General features: G+C 74.6%; 17 protein-coding genes. 6 read left to right on the top strand and 11 right to left on the bottom strand.

From position 1 onward, the window contains the following. Positions 1 to 74: 74 nt before the first annotated feature. Together ACIP67_RS01870 and ACIP67_RS01875 are read left to right on the top strand one after the other, a co-directional pair. Positions 75 to 2,354: a catalase gene (locus ACIP67_RS01870; RefSeq protein WP_401685842.1), complete on the top strand. Its 2,280-nt coding sequence runs from the start codon at positions 75 to 77 to the stop codon at positions 2,352 to 2,354. Positions 2,355 to 2,677: 323 nt separating this feature from the next. Next, positions 2,678 to 4,414 carry a SpoIIE family protein phosphatase gene (locus tag ACIP67_RS01875; protein ID WP_401685845.1) on the top strand — a complete coding sequence of 579 codons (1,737 nt, stop codon included), beginning with the start codon at positions 2,678 to 2,680 and terminating at the stop codon, positions 4,412 to 4,414. A 47-nt stretch (positions 4,415 to 4,461) separates the two neighbouring features. Here ACIP67_RS01875 and ppk2 read toward each other — a convergent pair whose 3' ends face one another. Continuing rightward, positions 4,462 to 5,481 (bottom strand): polyphosphate kinase 2, encoded by a 1,020-nt coding sequence (ppk2, locus tag ACIP67_RS01880; protein WP_401685848.1) that lies wholly within the window; start codon positions 5,479 to 5,481, stop codon positions 4,462 to 4,464. Positions 5,482 to 5,540: 59 nt separating this feature from the next. Then, the gene (locus ACIP67_RS01885; protein ID WP_401685850.1) at positions 5,541 to 5,783 is read right to left on the bottom strand and encodes a DUF6411 family protein; all 243 of its coding nucleotides are present in this window, start codon (positions 5,781 to 5,783) and stop codon (positions 5,541 to 5,543) included. Between the two features lie 199 nt (positions 5,784 to 5,982). On the opposite strand from ACIP67_RS01885, the gene ACIP67_RS01890 reads away from it, so the two are divergent. After that, entirely contained in the window at positions 5,983 to 6,423 is a 441-nt protein-coding gene (locus ACIP67_RS01890) for a hypothetical protein (RefSeq protein ID WP_401685853.1), read from the top strand. Between the two features lie 49 nt (positions 6,424 to 6,472). On the opposite strand, the gene ACIP67_RS01895 is transcribed toward ACIP67_RS01890, so the two are convergent. The 7 genes from ACIP67_RS01895 to ACIP67_RS01925 form a co-directional block, all read right to left on the bottom strand. After that, positions 6,473 to 6,931, bottom strand: a complete 459-nt coding sequence (locus ACIP67_RS01895; RefSeq protein WP_401685856.1) for a DUF3237 domain-containing protein — start codon at positions 6,929 to 6,931, stop codon at positions 6,473 to 6,475. Beyond that, a complete protein-coding gene (locus ACIP67_RS01900) occupies positions 6,928 to 7,746 on the bottom strand; it encodes an ABC transporter ATP-binding protein (RefSeq protein WP_401685858.1) in 819 nt (272 codons plus the stop codon). The genes ACIP67_RS01895 and ACIP67_RS01900 overlap by 4 nt, the downstream gene beginning before the upstream one ends. Continuing rightward, a complete protein-coding gene (locus tag ACIP67_RS01905; RefSeq protein ID WP_401685861.1) occupies positions 7,739 to 8,752 on the bottom strand; it encodes an ABC transporter ATP-binding protein in 1,014 nt (337 codons plus the stop codon). The genes ACIP67_RS01900 and ACIP67_RS01905 overlap by 8 nt, the downstream gene beginning before the upstream one ends. After that, positions 8,749 to 9,624 carry an ABC transporter permease gene (locus ACIP67_RS01910; protein WP_401685864.1) on the bottom strand — a complete coding sequence of 292 codons (876 nt, stop codon included), beginning with the start codon at positions 9,622 to 9,624 and terminating at the stop codon, positions 8,749 to 8,751. Before ACIP67_RS01910 ends, ACIP67_RS01905 begins: the two co-directional genes overlap by 4 nt. Next, complete coding sequence (locus tag ACIP67_RS01915) at positions 9,621 to 10,610, bottom strand: ABC transporter permease (protein WP_401685867.1); 990 nt, start codon at positions 10,608 to 10,610, stop codon at positions 9,621 to 9,623. The genes ACIP67_RS01910 and ACIP67_RS01915 overlap by 4 nt, the downstream gene beginning before the upstream one ends. Beyond that, complete coding sequence (locus ACIP67_RS01920; protein WP_401685870.1) at positions 10,568 to 12,214, bottom strand: ABC transporter substrate-binding protein; 1,647 nt, start codon at positions 12,212 to 12,214, stop codon at positions 10,568 to 10,570. Before ACIP67_RS01920 ends, ACIP67_RS01915 begins: the two co-directional genes overlap by 43 nt. A 192-nt stretch (positions 12,215 to 12,406) precedes the next feature. Beyond that, positions 12,407 to 14,101, bottom strand: a complete 1,695-nt coding sequence (locus tag ACIP67_RS01925; RefSeq protein WP_401685872.1) for a CocE/NonD family hydrolase — start codon at positions 14,099 to 14,101, stop codon at positions 12,407 to 12,409. Positions 14,102 to 14,211: 110 nt separating this feature from the next. On the opposite strand from ACIP67_RS01925, the gene ACIP67_RS01930 reads away from it, so the two are divergent. Both ACIP67_RS01930 and ACIP67_RS01935 read left to right on the top strand, forming a co-directional pair. Beyond that, positions 14,212 to 14,859 carry a TetR/AcrR family transcriptional regulator gene (locus ACIP67_RS01930; RefSeq protein WP_401685874.1) on the top strand — a complete coding sequence of 216 codons (648 nt, stop codon included), beginning with the start codon at positions 14,212 to 14,214 and terminating at the stop codon, positions 14,857 to 14,859. Between the two features lie 296 nt (positions 14,860 to 15,155). After that, a complete protein-coding gene (locus tag ACIP67_RS01935) occupies positions 15,156 to 16,613 on the top strand; it encodes an amidase (protein ID WP_401685877.1) in 1,458 nt (485 codons plus the stop codon). Positions 16,614 to 16,843: 230 nt separating this feature from the next. Here the strand turns inward: ACIP67_RS01935 and ACIP67_RS01940 are convergent, their stop codons facing one another. Together ACIP67_RS01940 and ACIP67_RS01945 are read right to left on the bottom strand one after the other, a co-directional pair. Further along, on the bottom strand, positions 16,844 to 18,436 hold the full coding sequence (locus ACIP67_RS01940; protein WP_401685879.1) for a glycerol-3-phosphate dehydrogenase/oxidase: 1,593 nt from the start codon (positions 18,434 to 18,436) through the stop codon (positions 16,844 to 16,846). 19 nt (positions 18,437 to 18,455) lie between these two features. Then, complete coding sequence (locus ACIP67_RS01945) at positions 18,456 to 19,055, bottom strand: TetR/AcrR family transcriptional regulator (protein ID WP_401685882.1); 600 nt, start codon at positions 19,053 to 19,055, stop codon at positions 18,456 to 18,458. A 72-nt stretch (positions 19,056 to 19,127) separates the two neighbouring features. Between ACIP67_RS01945 and ACIP67_RS01950 the strand changes: the two genes are divergently transcribed. Then, a complete protein-coding gene (locus tag ACIP67_RS01950; protein ID WP_401685885.1) occupies positions 19,128 to 20,726 on the top strand; it encodes an FAD-binding oxidoreductase in 1,599 nt (532 codons plus the stop codon). The last annotated feature ends 37 nt before the right edge of the window (positions 20,727 to 20,763 follow it).

The following is a 20,763-nucleotide window of genomic DNA, read 5'->3' on the forward strand; positions in this document are numbered from 1 at the left end:
CGGGCTGTGCGGGAAGTCGGCAGGTTACGTACGCGTCCGCGGCCGAGCGGCCCAGGACGCCGAGGAGGACATAGATGAGCGAGCCTAACCCGGTGAAGAAGGCGGTGCGGAAGGTGGCGGAGAGCGTGCTGGGAGACGAGCAGGGGCCGGAAGAGGGGGTCCCCGGCAAGCCGGCGCCCGAGTCGCCGTCCGTCGCGGAGCCGACGCACCCCCGCGAGCCGCTGCCGCCGAAGCCGGACCAGACCGGCCCCGACACCGTGTCGCCGACGGGGCAGCCGACGGGCGCCGAGCAGGCGCGGATGGCGCAGTCCGGCAGCTACCTGACCAACGCCCAGGGCACCCGGCTGTACGACACCGACCACTCGCTCAAGGCCGGGCCGCGCGGTCCCGTGCTGCTGCAGGACCACCACCTGCGCGAGAAGATCATGCACTTCGACCACGAGCGCATCCCGGAGCGCGTGGTCCACGCCCGCGGCGCGGCGGCGCACGGCGTCTTCCGCAGCTACGGCACGGCCGCTGCCGTGACGAAGGCGGCGTTCCTCGCGGAGGACGAGGAGACGCCGGTGTTCGTGCGTTTCTCCACGGTGCTGGGGTCGCGGGGCTCGTCCGACACCGTGCGCGACACCCGCGGATTCGCGACGAAGTTCTACACCAGCGAGGGCGTCTTCGACCTGGTCGGCAACAACATCCCCGTCTTCTTCATCCAGGACGCGATCAAGTTCCCCGACGTCATCCACGCCGGCAAACCGCACCCGGACCGGGAGATCCCGCAGGCGCAGAGCGCCCACGACACGTTCTGGGACTTCGTCACCCTCCACACCGAGGCCACCCACCACACCCTGTGGAACATGTCCGACCGGGGCATCCCCCGCTCGTTCCGGACGATGGAGGGCTTCGGCGTCCACACGTTCCGCCTGGTCAACGCCGAGGGCGCCACGACACTGGTGAAGTTCCACTGGAAGCCCAAGCTGGGCGTGCACTCCCTGGTGTGGGAGGAGGCGCAGATCATCAACGGCGTCGACCCCGACTTCCACCGCCGGGACCTCGCCGACGCCATCGAGGCGGGCGCCCACCCCCAGTGGGAGCTGGGCATCCAGACGTTCCCCGACACCCCGGAGCAGACCTTCGAGGGCATCGACCTGCTGGACCCGACCAACATCGTGCCCGAGGAGCTCGCCCCGGTGCAGCCGATCGGTCTGCTCACCCTCGACCGCAACCCCTCGAACTTCTTCGCCGAGACGGAACAGGTCGCCTTCCACGTCGGCCACCTCGTCCCCGGCATCGACGTCACCGACGACCCGCTGCTGGCGGGGCGTCTCTTCTCCTACCTGGACACCCAGATCACGCGGCTGGGCGGCCCCAACTTCCCGCAGCTCCCCATCAACCGGCCCCACGCGCCGGTCAACGACATGCTCCGTGACGGCATGCACCAGACCGCCGTCCACCGGGGCGTCGCCCCGTACCGCCCCAACTCGCTGGACGGCGGCTGCCCCTTCACCGCCGGCGCGGACACGGGCGCCTTCATCGAGACGCCCGTGCGGGTCCCGGAGGCCACCAAGGTGCGCGAGGCACCCGAGTCGTTCGACGACCACTTCAGCCAGCCCCGGCGCTTCTGGTTGAGCATGAGCCCCGTGGAGCGCGAGCACATCATCGGCGCCTACACCTTCGAGCTCGGCAAGTGCTACGAGCAGGCGATCAAGGAGCGGGCCCTGGAGGTCCTCGCCAACATCGATCCGCAGCTGTGCGAGCAGGTCGCGAACGGCCTCGGCCTGCCGGCGCCGAAGCCCACCGTGCCCCTCGCGGACGTCGAGCCCAGCCCGGCACTGTCCCAGGTCGGCCGCACCTGGCCCACCGACGGCCGCGTCATCGGCATCGTCACCGGCGCGGACGGCGACCTCGACGGCGTGAGCGCCGTGCGCGAGGCCGTGCTGGGAGCGGGGATGGTCCCCCTCGTCGTCGCGCCGACCGGAGGCAAGCTCGGAGCGGACGGCGGTGCGCTGACGGTCCAGCGCACGTACGCCACCGCCCGGTCGGTCGAGTTCGACGGCCTGCTGGTCGTCGGCACCCCCGCCGCGGGCAGCGACGCGTTCGGCGCCCGTGACGCCAAGGCCGCCCCGGCCCCCGGCGGACCGGACACCACCGATCCCCGGGTCGCCCTGCTCCTGGCGGAGGCCTTCCGGCACGGCAAGGCCATCGGCGCCTGGGCGGGCGGCGAGGCCGCCCTCGAAGCGGCCGGCGTGCCCACCGGCGCGCCCGGTGTCGTCGTCGCCGACAGCGGCACCGGAGCGCTCGAGCAGCTGACCGGCCTGCTCGGTTCGCACCGGGTCTGGGAACGGTTCCCCACCACCGTCTGAGACCGGGTCTGGGAACGGTTCCCCACCACCGTCTGAGACCGGGTCTGGGAACGGTTCCCCACCACCGTCTGAGACCGGGCCTGGGAACGGTTCCCCACCACCGTCCGAGACCGGGTCTGGGAACGGTTCCCCACCACCGTCCGAGACGGACGGCCGCCGCTTCCCCCGGTGCCCCGGCCGCGGGAGGAGCGCTGTGATCACCGGGCCCCGGCGGGCACAGCCCGCCGGGGCCCGACGCGGCACCGGGGTACCCGGAGTGCAGGCCAGAATGGAAGTACGCCGGCACGACGGGTGCGGCGAACGCGGGTCGAGGAGGCAAGGACGTGACGGAGCCCGAGACCACTGAGGCCGGCCGGAAGGGCTTCCCGCGCGAGGTCGCCGACCGGCTCGCCGACGCGCTGGCGGCCCTGGGCACCGGCGCCTATCTGGTGGACGAGAAGGGCCACATCGTCGCCGTCAACCCGCCTGCCGAACGCCTGCTGGACCGCCCCTCCGCCGATCTCCTGGGTCATGACGCGCACGACCGGCTCCACCGCACCTCCCGAGGGGAGCCGATGGCCAGGTCCCAGTGCGGCATGCGGCAGACGTTCCACGCGGGCGAGACGTCCCAGGGCGAACAGGAGTGGTTCGAGCGGGGAGACGGCTCCCTGCTCTCCATATCCTGGTTGATCACCCCCTACGACATCGGCGACGGGCATCGGGGCACCCTCGTGCTCTTCCGTCCGTCCGACAGCGCCCCCACCGCACGGGACCGGGCCGACGACTCACTCTCGCCGTTCGAACGCCTGGCCCTGCTGGCCGAGACCACCACCCGGCTCACCTCCACCCTCGACGTCGACGAGGCGCTGGACCGCCTGGTCGCGCTGGTGGTGCCCCGGCTCGCGGACTGGGCCGTCGTCGACCTGATCACCGAGCGCGACGAGGTGCGGCGGGCCGTCGTCGTCCACCACGAGGAGGGAGCCCTGGTGACCCACGAGGAACTCCAGGGCCCCATGCCGCCCGTGCCCGAAGAGTCCCCGATGCCGCTCTCCCGGGCCCTGCGGGGCGTCGCCTCCACCCTGGCCGGCCCCCGCACCTACCAGGGGCCGCCCGACTCCGGCATCGCCGTCGAACAGCGCCGCCTCTTCGAGGCCACCGGCATCCACTCGGCGGCCATCGCCCCCCTCCGCAGCACCCGGGAGGTGCTGGGGGCGCTCACCCTGGGCCGCTCCGAGAGACCGGCGGAGTTCACCACCGCCGACCTGGCGCTGCTGGAGGACATCGCGCGCCGCGCCGGTCTCGCCGTGGACAACGCACGCCTCTACCAGCGGCAGCGCGCGGTCGCCGAGACGATGCAGCGGCATCTGCTGCCCCAGATGCCGGGCGTACCGGGCGTGGAGATGGCCGTCCGCTACCTGCCCGCGCCCGACGCGTCCCACGTCGGGGGCGACTGGTACGACGCCTTCACCCTGGCCGACGGCGCCACCGCCCTGGCCGTCGGCGACGTCGTCGGACACGACCTGGACGCCGCCGCCGGAATGGCCCAGGTGCGCAACATGCTCCGCGCCTACGCCTGGTCCCAGGAGGAACCGCCCAGCCGTATCGTCGAACGGCTGGACGACGCGGTCCTGCACATCACCGAGGTCCCCATGGCCACCATGATCTTCGCCCGGATGGCCGAAGGGAGCGGCGGGCGGTACGAACTGTCGTGGACCAACGCCGGCCATCCGCCCCCGCTCCTGGTCACCCGCTCCGGCCTGGCCCGGTACCTCACCGACGGACACGACATCCTCCTGGGCACCGGTGCCCGCCGCAGCCGCCCGGACGCGACGCTCACGCTGCCGCCCGGCTCCACCCTCGTGCTGTACACCGACGGGCTGATCGAGTCCCCCCGCCGCTCCCTCGACGAGGGGCTCGACCGGCTCCGCCGGCACGCCGCCTCCCTGGCGCACCGGCCCCTGGAGTCCTTCACCGACCGCCTGCTGGAGCGGAGCCGGCCGGCCGACAACGACGACGACGTCGCCGTCCTCGCCCTGCGCACGCCGGGTGAGGTCCGGGAGGGCGCGGCGGGCGGCCGCTGACGTCGCCCCGGCCGCCCGGCAGGCCCCGCCGGACGGCCGCGCTCTGCTCAGGCCTGCCCGGGGGGCCGGCCGGGGGCGTCCGGATGGATGCCGGGGCCCCTGCGGTGTCCGGCCAGGGGTGTGGGGGAGAGGTCGGTGGGCTCCTCGCCCGCCTCCAGCAGGGTGTCCGCGACGCCCACGATCAGGGGGTCGGGCTTGCCCATGGCCTCGTGGTCCTTCGCCGGGTAGTCGCAGCGGTCGAGCAGGCTGCGCATCGCCTCCAGCCGGCCCCGCCGCTTGTCGTTGTTCTTGACCACCGTCCACGGGGCGTGCGGCGTGTCGGTGGCACGGAACATGTCGACCTTGGCGGCCGTGTAGTCGTCCCACCGGTCGAGCGAGGCCACGTCGGTGGGGGAGAGCTTCCAGCGGCGCACGGGGTCGACCTGGCGGATGGCGAACCGGGTGCGCTGCTCCGCCTGGGACACGGAGAACCAGAACTTCACCAGCACGATGCCGTCGTCGGTGAGGAGCCGCTCGAACAGCGGGGCCTGGGCGAGGAAGGTGCGGTACTCGTCCTCCGAGCAGAACCCCATCACGCGTTCGACGCCGGCCCGGTTGTACCAGGAGCGGTCGAAGAAGACGATCTCACCGCAGGCCGGCAGATGCGCCACGTAGCGCTGGAAGTACCACTGGCTCGCCTCCCGCTCGGTCGGCTTCTCCAACGCCACGACGCGGGCGCCGCGCGGGTTGAGCCGTTCGGTGAAGCGCTGGATGGTGCCGCCCTTGCCGGCCGCGTCGCGGCCCTCGCAGAGCACGACGATCCGCTGACCGGTCTCCTTCACCCAGCGCTGCATCTTGAGCAGCTCGATCTGGAGGATGCGCTTGGTCCGCTCGTACTCGGGCCGGCGCATCTTCCGGTCGTAGGGGTAGTTCTCCCGCCACGTCCGCACGGGGCTTCCGTCGGCGTCCAGGAGGATCGGCTTCTCGGGCCGGCGCTCGTCCACGCTCAGGCCGTCGAGCAGCCCGTCGGGCTCCCCGACGTCGTCGTGCGGGCCGGCGTTCTCCGGGCCCCGTGGTGTCTCGGCCATCTCCCCATCGTCTCCTCGGCCAGTGCTGACGGTCGCCGGCGACGCGCGCCGGAGTGCGGCTAGAACGGCATGCGGCCGCGCGCCCGCCGTCCCGCGGAGCCGCTGCGTCCGACCGCTCGGGAGCTGGAGCTGAACGGCTTGCTGAACAGCCGCCCCAGCGGGCCGGGCGCCTTCGCTCCGGCCCGCGACCCGGCGCCCAGGGTGCGCTGCGCGCCGTTCTGCGGACGGCGCGAGAGGCGGGGCAGGAAGAAGGCCAGCACGGCGAGGACGACGCAGGCGGCGATGACGATTCCGATGATCATCGGGATCTCCCGGAGGGTCGGCGGAGGGGCACGTTCTCGGTTCCTGTTGACCGCGTGCCCCCTCCCTCCGTCCGGACACACGCGGTCGCTTCCGACGTGACACGGGGGTGCCGTCTTCGGGGTGACTTTCCTGCCTCGGCCGGGTCGAGATCCGCACCGGGCGGCTCCGCCCCGCTCCCGCCCGGGGACCTGTCGGGGCATGAACCATCACGACGACGGCCCCGACCCCGCCCACCGCCGTCCCCCGGGGGTCAGCGGGACCACGGTGGAGGCGCTCGGTTCCCTGTCGAAGGCCCTGGAGACCACCGAGCGGGCCCGCGGCCACCTGTACGCCTTCCACCAGCTGACGGGCGGCGCGGACCTGGAGCTGGACCGGACGGTGGCCCTGCTGCGCGAGGCCGGTCACACCGAGTGGGCCGACCGGGTGCAGCGCGAGATCCTGGGCCGCAACGTCATCCCTGGGCACTGGACGTTCCAGATCGTCGAGGCCTACAACGGCACCTACTACGAACCGTTCCGGGACCTGGAACGGCAGGCCCTCGCCGCCCTGGCGGAGGGCCGCGACCACCTGTACGAGGCCGAGATGAAGGAGGCCCGCCGGACCGCGGGCCACCCCGACCACACCGCCGGCCCGGACTGACCGGGGCCCGTGACACGGGGGCGCCGGGCCGCGCCGGCGGGCGGGGTGCTCAGTCCACCGTGTAGCAGCGGATCACGATGTGCCCGTCCTCCTCGCGGGCCAGGCCGACGAAGACCGTGCGGGCCAGCCACAGGTGGGCGGCGGCGTCGGTGCGGAAGACCGGAGCGGTGCGGAAGTACCGGCCGGCCTCGGCGACCCGGAGCGAGCCGTCGTACTGGTCGGAGCCCGGCGCGCCTTCGTGGTAGTAGCCGCGGTTGACGATGTCGATCACGGCGCCGTCGTCGGCCCGGAGGAGGTAGCGGGCCTCCAGTGCGCAGACGGCGCCCCGGGTGCTGGACCAGTCGCCGCCCCCTGGCAGGACGGTGCCGTTCAGCCGGGGGCCGCTCACGGTGCCGCCGGTGATCGGCGTGAACTCGGTGCGCTCGCCGGCTCCGTGGCCGACGTGCAGGCTCGGGGCGACGGCGGCGCGGATCTCGAAGGCGTGGGTGAGGGACGGGGAGAAGGTCATCGGGACGGTCCGTTCGGTGTCGTACGTCGGGTCGGCTTCCACCCGTGGCGGGGGACGCTGTCGAGCAGTTCACGGGTGTACGGGTGGCGCGGCGCCCGCAGGACGGCCTCGGCCGGACCGCGTTCGACGACGACGCCGTGCCGCATGACCAGCACGTCGTCGCAGACGTGCCGCACCACGCCGAGGTCGTGGGTGATGAACAGGTAGGCCACGCCGGTGCGTTCGCGGATGCGGGCCAGCAGGGTGATGATCTGGGCCTGCACGGAGACGTCCAGGGCGGCCACCGCCTCGTCGAGGACCAGGACCCGTGGGCGGACCGCCAGGGCGCGGGCGAGCGCGGCGCGCTGGCGCTGGCCCCCGGACAGCGCCCGGGGCAGCGCGACCGCCTGCCGCTCGTCCAGGCCGACCTGGTCGAGCAGCGCGGCCACCCGCTCGCGCAGCGCCGGGCCGCGCAGCGCGGTGTGCAGGGCGAGGGCCTCGGCCACGCAGTCGCCGATGCGCTGGCGCCCGTCGAGGGAGGAGTAGGGGTCCTGGAAGACCATCTGCACTTCCTTCGCCCACCTGAGGCGTGCACCGCCGCGGACGCGTCGGGCGGGGCGGCTGTGCCCGCCCAGGCGGATCGTCCCGGCGGTGGGCCGCTCCAGGCCGGCGATCAGGCGTGCCGTCGTGGTCTTGCCCGAGCCGGACTCGCCGACGACGGCGAGGGAGCCGCCGGCGGCGAGGGTCAGGTCGACGCCGTCGACGGCGGTGAAGCCGCCGAACTCCTTGCGCAGACCGCTCACGTCGAGCGCGGGCGGGGCGGTCGGGTCAGCCATGGGCGGAGCTCCTGTCGGGGGCGGGCGGACCGCTGCGGGCGGCGGCCGGGAAGTGGCAGGCGGCGCGGCCCTCGCCGGCCGGGCGCGGCACCGGCCGCTCGGTGCGGCAGACGTCCTCGGCGCACGGGCAGCGCGGCGCGAAGGCGCAGCCCGGGCCCGCCTCGAACGCCGACAGCGGGCGGCCCGCGACGGCGCGGAGCGTTCCGCGCTCGGCGTCCGGACCGGGACGGGAGGCCAGCAGCGCCCGGGTGTAGGGGTGACGGGCGGCCATGTGCAGGCGCTCGGCGGGGAGTTCCTCGACCACGGCGCCGGCGTACATGACGGCGATGCGGTCGCAGACGGCCGCCGCGAGCGCCAGGTCGTGGGTGATGAACAGCAGGGCCAGGCCGCGGGAGGTCCGTGCCTCGTCGATGACGGCCATGACCTCGGCCTGGGTGGTGACGTCCAGCGCGGTGGTGGGCTCGTCGGCCAGCAGCAGCCGGGGCTCGCCGGCCAGCGCGGCGGCGATCATCACCCGTTGCAGCAGGCCGCCGGAGAGCTCGGCCGGCCGCTGCCGCAGCCGCCGCGGCGCGTCGGGCACCCCGACGTCGCCCAGCAGGGCGGTGACCTTGGCCTCGGCGGCCCGCGGGCGCATCCCGCGGGTGTGGACGAGCCCTTCGGTCAGGAAGTCGCCGATGGTGCGGACCGGGTTGATGTGGGCGCGCGGGTCCTGGAACACCATCGCCACGTCGTGGGTGCGCAGCCGGCGCAGGGCCGCGGGGTCGCGGTCGCCGAGGGGGACGCCGTCGAAGCGGATCTCCCCCTCCGTGCGGGCGCCGGCGGGCAGCAGGTCCAGGACGGCGCGGGCGGTCATCGACTTGCCCGATCCGGACTCGCCGACCAGCCCCACCGCCGACCCGGCCGGCACCCCCAGGCCGACCTGGTGCAGGACGGTGCGCCGGCGGCCGTCCACGGGCAGCGTCAGGCGCAGGTCCCGCAGTTCCAGCAGGGGGGTCGCCTCGGTCATCGGTCCTCTCCCAGGAGCCGTCGGGACAGGCCGGCGCCGAGCAGGTTGCAGGCGACCACGAAGACGACGATCACCAGGCCGGCGTACAGGGACTGCTCGGGGCGGCCGGCGAGGATGCCGGTCGAGCCGTTGGCGACCATCAGGCCCCACTCGGCGGTCGGCGGCTGGGCGCCCAGGCCGATGAACGAGAACGCGGCCACGTCGAGCAGCGTGTAGCCGAACGACGTCGCGACCTGCACCAGCACCAGCGGCAGCAGATGGGGCGTCAGATGCCGCAGGCAGATCCGCGGTCCGGACATGCCCAGCATGCGCAGCGCGGCGATGTAGGGCAGGTTGCGCTCGCGCAGGGCCGCGCCGCGCACCACGCGTCCGACGTAGGGCAGGTAGGCGAGGGACAGCGTCACCACCGCGACCCGGAGGCCGGCCCCGAAGACGGCCGCCGCGACCACCGCGAGCACCAGGCCCGGGAAGCCGAACACGACGTCCAGCAGACCGGAGACGAACCGGTCGTACCAGCCGCCGGTCCAGGCCGCGCTGATGCCCAGGGCGGTGCCGACGAGACCGGCGGTGACGGTGACCAGCGCGGGCGCCACAAGGCTCGGCCGGGCGCCGTACAGCAGCCGGGAGAGGATGTCCCGGCCGGTGTCGTCGGTGCCGAGCCAGTGCGCGGGCGAACCGCCCTGCGAGACCGCCGCCGGGTCGACGGCGTTCGGGTCGTACGGGGCGACGAGCGGGGCGAGGACGGCGGCCAGGACCGCCACCGCCACGACCGCCGCGGCGGCGATCAGCGTGCCCCGGCCCCGGGCGAGCGCCCGCAGCCGGCCGAAGCGGACGCCGCCGCCGAGCGCGGCCGCGATCTGATGGCTGCTCATGCGCTGCCCTCCAGGGAGACGCGGTGGTCGAGCGCGGCGGTGACCACGTCCACGAGCGTGTTGACGGTGACGAAGACGACGACGGTGACCAGGGCCAGCGCCTGTACCACCGCGAGGTCCTGTTGCGCGGCGCTCTGGACGAGCAGGGCGCCGACGCCGTTGACGCCGAAGGCCTGCTCGACCACCGAGCAGCCGGCGATCAGGCCGGCGACGGCCACGCCGGACACGGAGAAGATCGGACCCGAGGCGTTGCGCAGCACGTGCTTGCGCACCACGACCCGGCGCGGGATGCCGCGGGCGTGCGCCGTCTGCACGTGCTCCGAGCCGAGCTCGGCGCGCACCGCGGACCGGGTGACCTGGGCGACGTAGGCGAGCCAGGCCGCGGCCAGCGCGAGCGCGGGCAGCGTCAGGTGCGCCGCCCGCCCGGCGAGGCCGTCGCCCGCCCCGTAGGCCGGGAACCAGCCCCACTGCACCGACAGCCACCAGATCAGCAGCACCGACGTGACGAAGGTCGGCACCGCCATCAGGGCGGTCGTCGCCACGGTCACCAGGGTGTCCGCGAGACCGCCGCGCAGCGCGGCGAGGGTGCCCAGGGCGACGCCGGGGACGATGACGAGGACGGCGGCGTAGGCGACGAGGAACAGGGTGTTGCCGGCGCGGGCCGCCAGCAGGTGGGCGACGGAGTCCCGGTAGGTGAGGGACCGGCCCGCGTCACCGTGCAGCATGCCGGTCAGCCAGCGCCAGTAGCTCTGCAGGAACGGGTCGTCGAGGTGGTACTCGCGGTGGATCTCCGCCAGCAGGCGGGGGCTCGGCGGTTTGCCGCCGCCGACCAGCAGGGTGGCGGGGTCGCCGGGGGCGACGAACAGGGCGCCGTGGACGGCGATGCTCGCGACGAGCGCCGTCACCACCAGCATGGCCGCGCGCCGGGCGGCGAACCGGGCGATCACGACGCCGCCCCGCCGGTGCCGCCGAGGCGTGCCGCCCACGGCATGTTGATGTAGGCGAAGGACGCCGGGGCCCCGCTCAGACGCTTGTTCAGGAACATCCGCTCGTACGGGCAGACGATCGGGACGATCGGCAGGTCCTCGGTGTACAGGGCCTGGGCCTGGGTGAAGGAGGAGGCCGACGCCCGCGGGTCGAGCGATGCCTGGGACTGCGCCAGCAGCTTCGTCACCCGGGGGTTGTCGTACCCGCTCCAGTTGAGCGGTGAGGTGGGTGAGGTGAACATCTGGGCGTACGACAGCGGGTCGGGGATCTCGACGTAGCCGAGGGCCATCGTCGCGTCGAGGCCCTCGCGCAGGGACGGGTCGTAGAAGAGGCCGGACATCTGGGTGGGCTGGAGCTGTCGGATGACGAGGGTCAGGCCGATCTTCTTCGCGGCGGCCTGGAGGAAGGTGAGGGTCTGGAGCGACTGCTGGTCCCCGGCGGCCATGGCCACGGTGACGGTGCGCCGTGCGGGCGCGGCCTCGTCGACGAGTTTCCCGGCCCGCGCCACGTCGACCTCGGGGACGGCGGGCAATCGGTCGTAGCCCTCGGCGTAGACGTCGGCGGCCTCGGACTTCTGCCACACCAGGGACGGGATGAACGTCTTCTGCTGCTGCGCGGCGCCGTCGTACACGTTCTTCACCAGGGCGTCGCGGTCGAGGACCAGGGACAGGGCCCGGGTGACGCGCGGGTCGGCGAGCGGGGAGTCGGGGCCGGTGGGCGAGATGAAGACGGTCTGGGTGGAGGGGCCGTGGTAGAGGGTGCCGGCGCCGGAGGAGCGCAGGGCCCTGGCGACGGTGGAGGGGATCTCGTAACTGCCGTCGATCTGACCGGACAGCAGGGCGCTGGTGAGGGTGCTGGGGTCGGTGACGAAGGTGAAGGTCAGCTTCTTCACCTTCGGCCGCAGGGAGGCGTCCCAGTAGGCGGTGTTGCGGACGGCGGTGACCGATTCCCCCGGCTTCCAGCTCGTCAGCCGGAAGGGGCCGGTGCACATCAGGCCGCCCTCGGCGGTGCCGTAGGAGGTGCCGGCCTTCTTCAGGTACGACGCCTGGCTGACCGCGCCGAAGCCGCCCGCCAGGTATTTCAGGAACAGCTCGTCGGGGGTGTCGAAGCGGACCGTCACCTGGTGGTCGCCGGTCGCGGTGACGGCTGCGACGCTCGCCATGACCTGGGTGTTGACGCTCTGGGTGGCGGGGTCGCCCTGCCGGGTCAGGCTGGCGACGACGTCCCGGGCGGTCATCGGGGTGCCGTCCCAGAAGGTGACGTCCGTGCGCAGGTCGAGGACGAGGGTCCGGTCGTCCGGGTGGCGCCAGGCGGTGGCCAGGCCGGGGGCGAGGGAGTAGTCGGGCTGGAGCCGCAGCAGCGGGTCGCAGAGGTTGGCCTCCACGGTGTTGGGCGAGTAGTCGCCGACCTTCGCCGGGTCCAGGGTGGTGGGTTCGCCCGTCGGAAGGTTCCAGGTGACCTCGTCGAGGGTGCCGGTGGCGGCCGGTGTGGTGGCCGTGAGCTTCAGGGGCTCGGCCGGGGAGGTACCGGTGCCGCCGCCCGCCGTACAGGCGGACAGGGCCAGCAACGCCGTGACGGCGAGGGCGGTTCGGGGAGCGTGCATGGTGGTGCTCCTGAGGGAGGGATGCGGTGGGGCGGTGAGGGTTCCTTCGGGTGGGGGGAAGGCGCGGGGTGCGGGTGCGCGGGTACAGAGGGGGCACGGCGCAGGACGGGGCCGTGGGGTCGTGACGGTCAGGCGGGCGGGGCGGGGCAGACCGTCACGGTCAGGCGGGAGGGGCGGGGCAGACCGTCACGGTCAGGCGGGAGGGGCGGGGCAGACCGTCACGGTCAGGCGGGAGGGGTGGGCGGGGCCGGTGTGGACCGTCTGTGTGCTCGGCTTCGGCGCGAGGGTCGTCCACGGGTTGTCGTCACTGCCGGAGGACGGCAGGAACATCGGGTAGTCACTGCTCGCGAGGAGCAGCGCCAGCCGGTGCCCCGCGCGCAACCGGTATCCCGTGTGGCCGCACGCCACATGAACGGTGCGCGGGGTGTGTCCGTCCCGGACCGCGGCCTCGCCGCGCACGATCAGGCGGGCGCCTCCCTCCGGGTCCACGTCGAGCACCTTGACGAAGACGTCGAACACCGGCGCGGTCGTGCTCACATGGAGGTCCACGCCCACCGGCCCGGCCAGGTCGAGGGGCTCGGGGAGGGGCGGGGTGGCGAAGGAGAGGACGTCGCCGCGGGCCGCGAGGCCGCTGACGTCGGGGTGGACGCTGAGGTAGGAGAAGGAGTCGGGGACGAGGGAGGGCACCAGGTCGTCGGGGTCGTAGGCCCACTGCGCGCCGCCGTCGCGCGGGCCGGGCGCGTCGGCGAGGAGGCCACCGGGCAGGGGCCCCGAAGCGTCTTCCGGCGCGGCGAGCCACCAGGTGCGCTCCGCGCTGCCGGGCGGCGGCCAGGCGGGGGCGGTGCGCCGCCCGGCGTGGCCCAGTTCCCAGGACACCTTGGGCAGGCTCGCCACCGGCCGTACGCCCTTGAGGAACACGTCGAAGAACTCCAGCGCCGGTCCCGCGTAGCCGGGCAGCATCCGCTCCAGGGCGGCCTCGCTGGTCGCGTGGTCGGTGGCGTCGGTGACCGGAGCCAGGTCCAGGTGGTAGTTCTCGTGGTCCACGGCGCCGGCCCACAGGTACTGGACCGCGTCCCAGCCGGGCCGGGAGGCGAGCTCCAGATAGTCGCGCATGTGCGGCAGGCCGATGTTGTCGTACCAGCCGACGCAGTGCAGCACCGGTACCGGGCGGGCGTCGAACGGGTGCCGGCCCAGGGCGTGCAGGACGTCGGTGAAGCGGGGAGCGAGCAGGTCGAACCAGGCGGAGCGCGCGCCGATGGCGCGGAAGGCCCTCTCGTACTGCTCGATGACCGGGCGCAGGGAGCGGTCGGGCGTGAAGTCGTAGGCGCCGTTGTCGATCCAGTGGTGGGCGTAGTACTCGATGCCCTCCAGCCAGACCGGACGGCCGACGCCGGTGCGCTCCTCGTCCGGGTCGCGCAGGGTCGCGTTGAAGTCGACCGTGGTCACCCGGGGCACGATCGCGCGCAGCGCCGGGTGCTGGGCGGCGACGGCGGCCCACTGGGTGAAGCCGTAGTAGGAGTCGCCGAACATGCCGACCGCGCCGTCGGACCAGGGCTGGTGGGTGATCCAGTCGAGGGTGTCGTACCCGTCCTCGGGCTCGCGCAGGAACGGCAGGGTGCGTCCGCCCGACCGGTACTTGCCGCGCACGTCCTGCACGACGAGGGCGTAGCCGCGGTCGGTGAACAGCCGGGCGGCCCGGTCGAAGAAGACGTATCGGCTGTTCTTGTCGTAGGGCAGCCGCACCAGGACCGCGGGCAGCGGTGCGTCGGCGCGGGCGGGCAGGTAGACGTCGGTGGCCAGGCGGGTTCCGTCGCGCATGCGCACCCGGTGCTGCCGGGCGTGGTCGGGAACGGGGCCGGCACCGGTTCGTTCGAAACGAACGCTCATCAGGTGTTCTCCGGGGAGCATGAGATGTAACGCCGTCATGTAACAGCGTTGTATGACAACATTGCAGCTCCATGTGAACGGGGTCAACCCATTGCGTTAAGGTCACCGACATGCCGATCGAGGTAGACGAGGCGCGGCGGCTCGACGAGATCGCGGCCGCCACCATCGAGGTCGCCCGCCGGCGGGGGGTGCGCGCGGTGACCATCCGCGCCGTCGCCGCCGAGCTCGGCGGCTCCACCGCCATGGTCACCAACTACGTCGCCAGCCGTTCCGCCCTCATGGTCAACGCCCTGCGCCGGGCCGAGGAGGAGTGGGGCCGGGAGATGGACGGCGCGCTGGAGGGACTCGCGGGCGAGGAGCGGCTGGAGGCGGCGGTCCGCTGGATGTGCACCACGCAGGACGACGACGAGGTGCTGCGGCGCCTGCTGATGGAGATCGCCAGTGAGGGGCCCGGTGCCGGGCCGGCGGTCGAGGAGGTCCGGCGCGCCACCTCGCGGCGCTATCGCGAGGAACTGCGGACGCTGGCCGCCCGGGCCGGGCTGCCCGACCCGGAACTCGGGGCGGACGTGCTCCACCTGCTGATGCGGGGGTACTGGCTGACCACCCTGGAGGACCCCGAGTCCTGGCCCGACGAGCGGGGCGTGCGCGCCGCACTGGCCGTCGTCGACGTCCTGCGCGGTGGTCGTGGCGGTCGTGGCGGTCGCGGCGGTCGCGGCGGGGATGGCGGTGGTGGCGGAGGCGGTGCGGCGGCCGGTTGAGCCCACTCCCGCACCGGAAGGGCCGGGAGGACCCGAGGGCCGGAGGGCCGGAAGGGTGGGCGGGTGGTGCGGCGGAAGGGGGTTGACAGCCGGCCTGTCGGGGGCGGAGGCTGACCGCGAAATAAAACACTGTTGTACGACAGTGATGTGTCCGGCTCCGCCACGGCCGTCCGCCGGCGGACCCGCGCCGCAGCCCCCTCTCGCCCCGCCCCCCGCGTTCTCCCCCGGCGGTCCCGCCGTCCACCGCGGGCGCGTCGGGGTCCCGCCGTCAGAACGCGCTCACGAAGAGGTGACCCATGGCGTCCTCCGCCCGTCCCGCCGAACCGTGGCAGCACAGCGCCACCCAGCTCGCCGCCGCCATCAGGGCCGGTGAGATCTCCTCCACCGAGGCGGTCCGGTCCTGCCTGGACCGGATCGAGGAGACCAACCCCACCCTCAACGCCCTGGTCGACGTGCGTCCGGACGAGGCGCTCGCCGCGGCACGGGAGGCCGACGCCGCCCTCGCCGCCGGCGCCGACGTCGGACCCCTGCACGGCGTCCCGGTCTCCATCAAGATCAATACCGAGCAGCGGGGCTACGCCACCAGCAACGGTCTGCCCGCCCTGGCCCACCGCGCTGCCGAACAGGACGCCGCCTGCGTCACCGCCCTGCGCGCGGCCGGTGCCCTGCCCCTGGGGCGCAACAACGCGCCCGCGTTCTCCCTGCGCTGGTTCACCGCGAACGCGCTGCACGGACGCACACTGAACCCCTGGGACCACGGACGGACCCCCGGCGGCTCCAGCGGCGGCGCGGCCAGCGCCCTCGCCGCCGGGATGACCCCGCTGGCCCAGGGCAACGACATCGGCGGCTCCATCCGCTTCCCGGCCGCCTGCTGCGGCGTCGTCGGCGTGCGCCCCACCGTCGGCCGGATCTCCGACTGGGCGCCGCCCGCCCACGCCGACACCCCCGCCGGACGGGTGGAGCTGGACTTCCCGCCCACCGTCCACGCCTGCGCGGTGCAGGGCCCGCTCGCCCGGACCGTGAGCGACGCGCGGCTGGCGCTGCGGGTGATGACCACGCCCGACCTCCGCGACCCCAGCGGCGTTCCGGCGGTCCCGGACCGGGGCACACCCGCGGGGCCCGTCACCGTGACGCTGGTGCGCACCCTCGGGGACGTCAAGAACCACCCGTCCGTGGACCGGGCCCTCGACGCGGCCGCCGCGCACCTCGTGGACGCCGGCCACCGGGTCGAGGAGGTGCCGGACATGCCGCTGCTCGCCGAGGCCGCCCGCCTGTGGGCGCTGCTGATCACCGAGGACCTGCGCTCGCTCCTGCCCACGGTGCGCCACCTGGGCGACGATGCCATCCGCACCGCCCTCGGCCACCACTTCGAGGCCGCCGCCGAGCTGTGGGGCGAGGCCCCCGCGCTCCAGACCTACATCGACGGCTGGGCCCGCCGCGCCACCCTCGTCACCCGTCTCCAGGAACTCCTCGGCCGTGACGGGCTCCTCCTCACGCCCGTGTGCGCCGAGCCGCCGTTCGAACAGGACGCCGACATCAGCGGTCGGGACCGGGCCCTGGAGCTGTTCGCCGCCATGTGGCCCATGACCTCGGTGCCGATCCTCGGCTTCCCCGCGGTGACGGTCCCCGCCCTCGTCGACGAGGGCCTGCCGCTGAGCGTGCAGCTGATCGGCGGCCGCTTCGAGGAGGAACTCGTCCTCGACGCGGCCCAGGCCGTCGAGGACCGTGCGGGATTCCCCGGGCTGCGGCTGTGAGGGACCGCGGCCGGTGCCCTTGACGTGCCTGCATGCGCGCGTGGCCGTGACGCATCACGCAGGCACGCGTGCCGACGACGCCTCCGCACGCGCGCGTGGCGGCGAGGTTCGCAGCGTCGGCGTGCCCGCGGCGTCGGCGTGCTGGGGTGCCCGCGGTGCCCGCGCGCCCGCCACGTCCGCGCCCCCCCGCACCGACCACACCCCCGCGCCTCCCCTCGCCCCCGCGCCCGTCACCCCGCCCAGTCCGACGCCTCGCCCAGAAGGCGGCGCACCGCCTCCAGGGCCGGAGCGCGGTCGTCCGGTACCAGTCCGATGCGGGTGCGCCGGTCGAGCAGGTCCGCCTCGTCGAGTGCCCCTTCGTGGCGGACCGCCCAGAGGAGCTCGGCCCCGGTGACGGGGTGGCCCGGCAGGACGGGCGCGGCGAGGCGCGGGTCCCGGGCGCCGAGCGCCTGGACGGCGCCGGCCTCGGTGCCGTAGCGCCGGACGAGACGGCGCGGCGCGGGGACCGTGCGCAGCAGCCGGGCGGGAGCCGCGCCGACCAGCGGCAGGGCGCCCGTGCGGCAGGGGGCCGCGGCGAGGCGGCCCGCCGTGACCGCCGCGTCGACGGCGTCCTCGGCCATCCGCCGGTACGTGGTGAGCTTGCCGCCGACCACCGTGACCACACCGTCGCCCCCGGCGACGACCGCGTGCCGCCGGGAGAGGTCGGCGGTCCCGCCGCCGCCCCCGCCGGGGGCGGTGTCCAGCAGGGGGCGCAGCCCGGCGAAGGCGCCGGCCACGTCCGACCGGTGGACCGGGACGTCCAGCACGGAGCCGAGGACGTCGAGGAGGAAGCCGATGTCCGTCTCGGGAGCGGCCGGGACGTCGGGGAGGTCGCCGTCGACGGGCTCGTCGGTGAGACCGACGTAGACGCGGCCGTCGCCCTGGGGGAGGACGAGGACGAAGCGGTTGGTCTCGCCGGGGACCGGGATGTGCAGGCCGGCGGGGAGCGCGCCGAGGCGCTCGGAGCGCAGGACGAGGTGGGTGCCCCGTGACGGCCGGACCCGGATGCCGTCGACCAGCCGGCCCGCCCAGACGCCGGAGGCGTTGATCACCGTACGGGCGCGGATCTCGCCCTCCTCGCCGGTGAGTTCGTCGCGGACCAGGGCGCCGGAGCCGGTCAGCCGCAGGGCCCTGACCCGGGTGAGGATCCGTGCGCCGTGGCCGGCGGCGGTGCGGGCCAGGGCGGTCACCAGGCGGGCGTCGTCGGTGACCTTGCCGTCCCAGGACAGCAGCCCGCCGCGCAGCCCCCCGGCGCGTACGGCCGGTGCCAGGACGCGGGTCTCCGCCGCGGCGAGCCGGCGGGGCGCGGGCAGCGTGGCCCGGGAGGTGCGGGCCGCCAGGCGCAGTGCGTCCCCGGCCCGGAAACCGGCCCAGGCCAGGGCGGCCTGGCCGCGGGAGACCAGCGGGGTGAGGGGCAGGACGAAGGGCTCGGCGCTCACCAGGTGCGGGGCGGTGCGCTCCATGAGCAGTCCGCGCTCCACCGCGCTCTCGTGGGCGACGTCGAACTGCGCGGACGCGAGGTAGCGCAGGCCGCCGTGGATCAGCTTGGAGCTCCAGCGGGAGGTGCCGAAGGCGAGGTCGTGGGCGTCGACGGCGGCGACGGTCAGTCCCCGGGCGGCCGCGTCGAGGGCGGCTCCGGCGCCGGTCGCGCCCAGTCCGACGACCAGGACGTCGACCGCCGGACCGCCCACGGCGGCGGCCAGTTCGCGCGAGCGGCGGGCGGCCGACAGCGACGAGGCGGCGGCCGGCGGGACGGGTGCGGCGGGGCTGCCGGTCGGGCTCATGGTGTCAGGGTCCTCTCACTCATGCCGTCAGGGTCCTCTCCAGGACGGTCCGCAGCTCCGTGAGGAAGGCGGCGGAGTCGAGTTCCGGGTCGTCCTCGTCGGTCATGGTCCGCAGCGACAGGGTGAACGACTGGACCACCAGGAGCAGGGAGCGGGCCTGCCGCTCCGGGTGGCCCGGCCGTACCGAGCCGTCGGCGTGGCCCTCCCGCAGGCCGTCGGCGAGCAGCTCCAGCAGCGCCTCCTGGCTGGCCCCGCGCCGGTCGAGGACGTAGGGGAGGAGCAGCTCGGGATCGACGTCGACGATCTTGCGGAAGAGCGGATGGGCGCGGAAGGCGGCCACGCCCGCCACCAGGCCGTCGACCAGCAGCGCCCGGGCCCGCGTGCCCGGGCGGCGCTCCGGCAGGGCGGCCGTGGCCACGCCGACCCACTCACGGGTCATCAGATCGCCGACCAGGGAACGGACATCGGGCCAGCGCCGGTAGAGGGTCATCCGTGAGACCCCCGCCCGGCGGGCCACGTCGGTGAGGGTCGTACGGCGGACCCCGACGGCCAGGACGCAGTCGCGGACCGCGTCGAGCACCGCGTCGCCGTCCGACTGGTTGTGACGAATAGGCGTCATGTGTCACAGTGTAACGCCCGGTGGGGCCGTGCCGAGACGGCGTCCCGCACACCGACCTGGAGGACGACACCGATGGACATGCTGTGGAGCGGCTGGGGCGACCCCGCCGCGGCGACGCCGCTGCCCGCCCCGGTGACCGGGCTGCTGCGCGACCTGCTCGGCGTCACACCGCGCGGCACCGGACCGGTCGCCCTGGAGGAGATCGCCGTCCCCGCCTCCCCGCTCGGCACCGAGGCGCGCCGCGCCCTGCTGTCCGCCGTCGGCGGACAGGCGGAGCACGTGCGCACCGACGCCGAGTCCCGCATCCGGCACACGCGCGGCAAGTCCACCTCCGACCTGCTGCGGATCCGGGGCGGCGAGGTCGACGACGTCCCGGCGGCCGTGGTGCTCCCGGCCGGGCACGACGAGGTCCTCGCCGTCCTGCGGGCGTGTGCCGCGCACGGGCTGACGGCCGTGCCGTTCGGCGGCGGCACCTCCGTCGTCGGCGGCCTCACCCCCGCCCGGCGCGGCGCCGCCGTCGCCCTCGACCTGCGCCGTCTGAACGGCCTGCTCGCCGTCGACCAGGTCTCGCGGACCGCCACCCTCCAGGCCGGACTGCGCGCCCCGCACGCCGAGGCGCTGCTGGCCGGACACGGCTTCACGCTCGGCCACTTCCCCCAGTCCTACGAGTGGGCCACCCTCGGCGGGTTCGCCGCCACCCGCTCCAGCGGGCAGGCCTCCGCCGGCTACGGCCGGTTCGACGACATGGTGCTGGGCCTGACCCTCGCCACCCCCGAGGGCACCGTCGAGACGGGCCGCGCCCCGCGCTCGGCCGCCGGCCCGGACCTGCGCCAGCTGCTGCTCGGCTCGGAGGGCGCGTTCGGCGTGATCACCTCCGTCACCGTGCGCGTCCGCCCCGTCCCCCCGGCCCGCGTCTACGAGGGCTGGCGCTTCCCGTCCTTCCGGGAGGGCGCCGACGCGCTGCGCCGGCTGGCCCAGGACGGGCCCCGACCGACGGTGCTGCGCCTGTCCGACGAGACCGAGACCCTCGTCGGCCTGGCCCGTCCCGAGGCCATCGGCTCCGCCTCCGCGCGGGAGAACGCCGGATGCCTGGCCGTGGTGGGCTTCGAGGGCGGCGCCGAGGACACCGCCCACCGCCGCGACCGGGCGGCGGCGGTGCTGCGCGGGGCCGGCGGAGCGCCGCTGGGGGAGGAGCCGGGCCGGCACTGGGCGCGCGGCCGCTACTCCGCCCCGTACCTGAGGGACGCGCTGCTCGACGCCGGCGCCCTCGCCGAGACCCTCGAGACCGCCGCCTTCTGGTCCCGCCTGCCGGAGCTGTACGCCGCCGTACGGAACGCCCTGACCTCTACCCTGACCGACGCGGGCACCCCGCCCCTGGTCATGTGCCACATCTCGCACGTCTACGAGAACGGCGCCTCCCTGTACTTCACCGTCGTCAGCGCCCAGGGCGACGACCCCCTCGCCCACTGGACCCGCGCCAAGCACGCCGCCAACGACGCGATCCTCGCCGCGGGCGGCACCATCAGCCACCACCACGGCGTGGGTGCCGACCACCGCGACTGGTACGCGCGGGAGGCCGGCCCCCTCGCGGTCGACGCCCTGCGCGCCGTCAAACGACGGCTGGACCCGGCCGGAGTGCTCAACCCCGGAGTCCTGCTGCCCACGGACTGACAGCTGCTCCCACCACACGCACCTTTTTGCTGCCCGC

Source organism: Streptomyces sp. NPDC088812 (assembly GCF_044750285.1).
Taxonomy (GTDB): domain Bacteria; phylum Actinomycetota; class Actinomycetes; order Streptomycetales; family Streptomycetaceae; genus Streptomyces.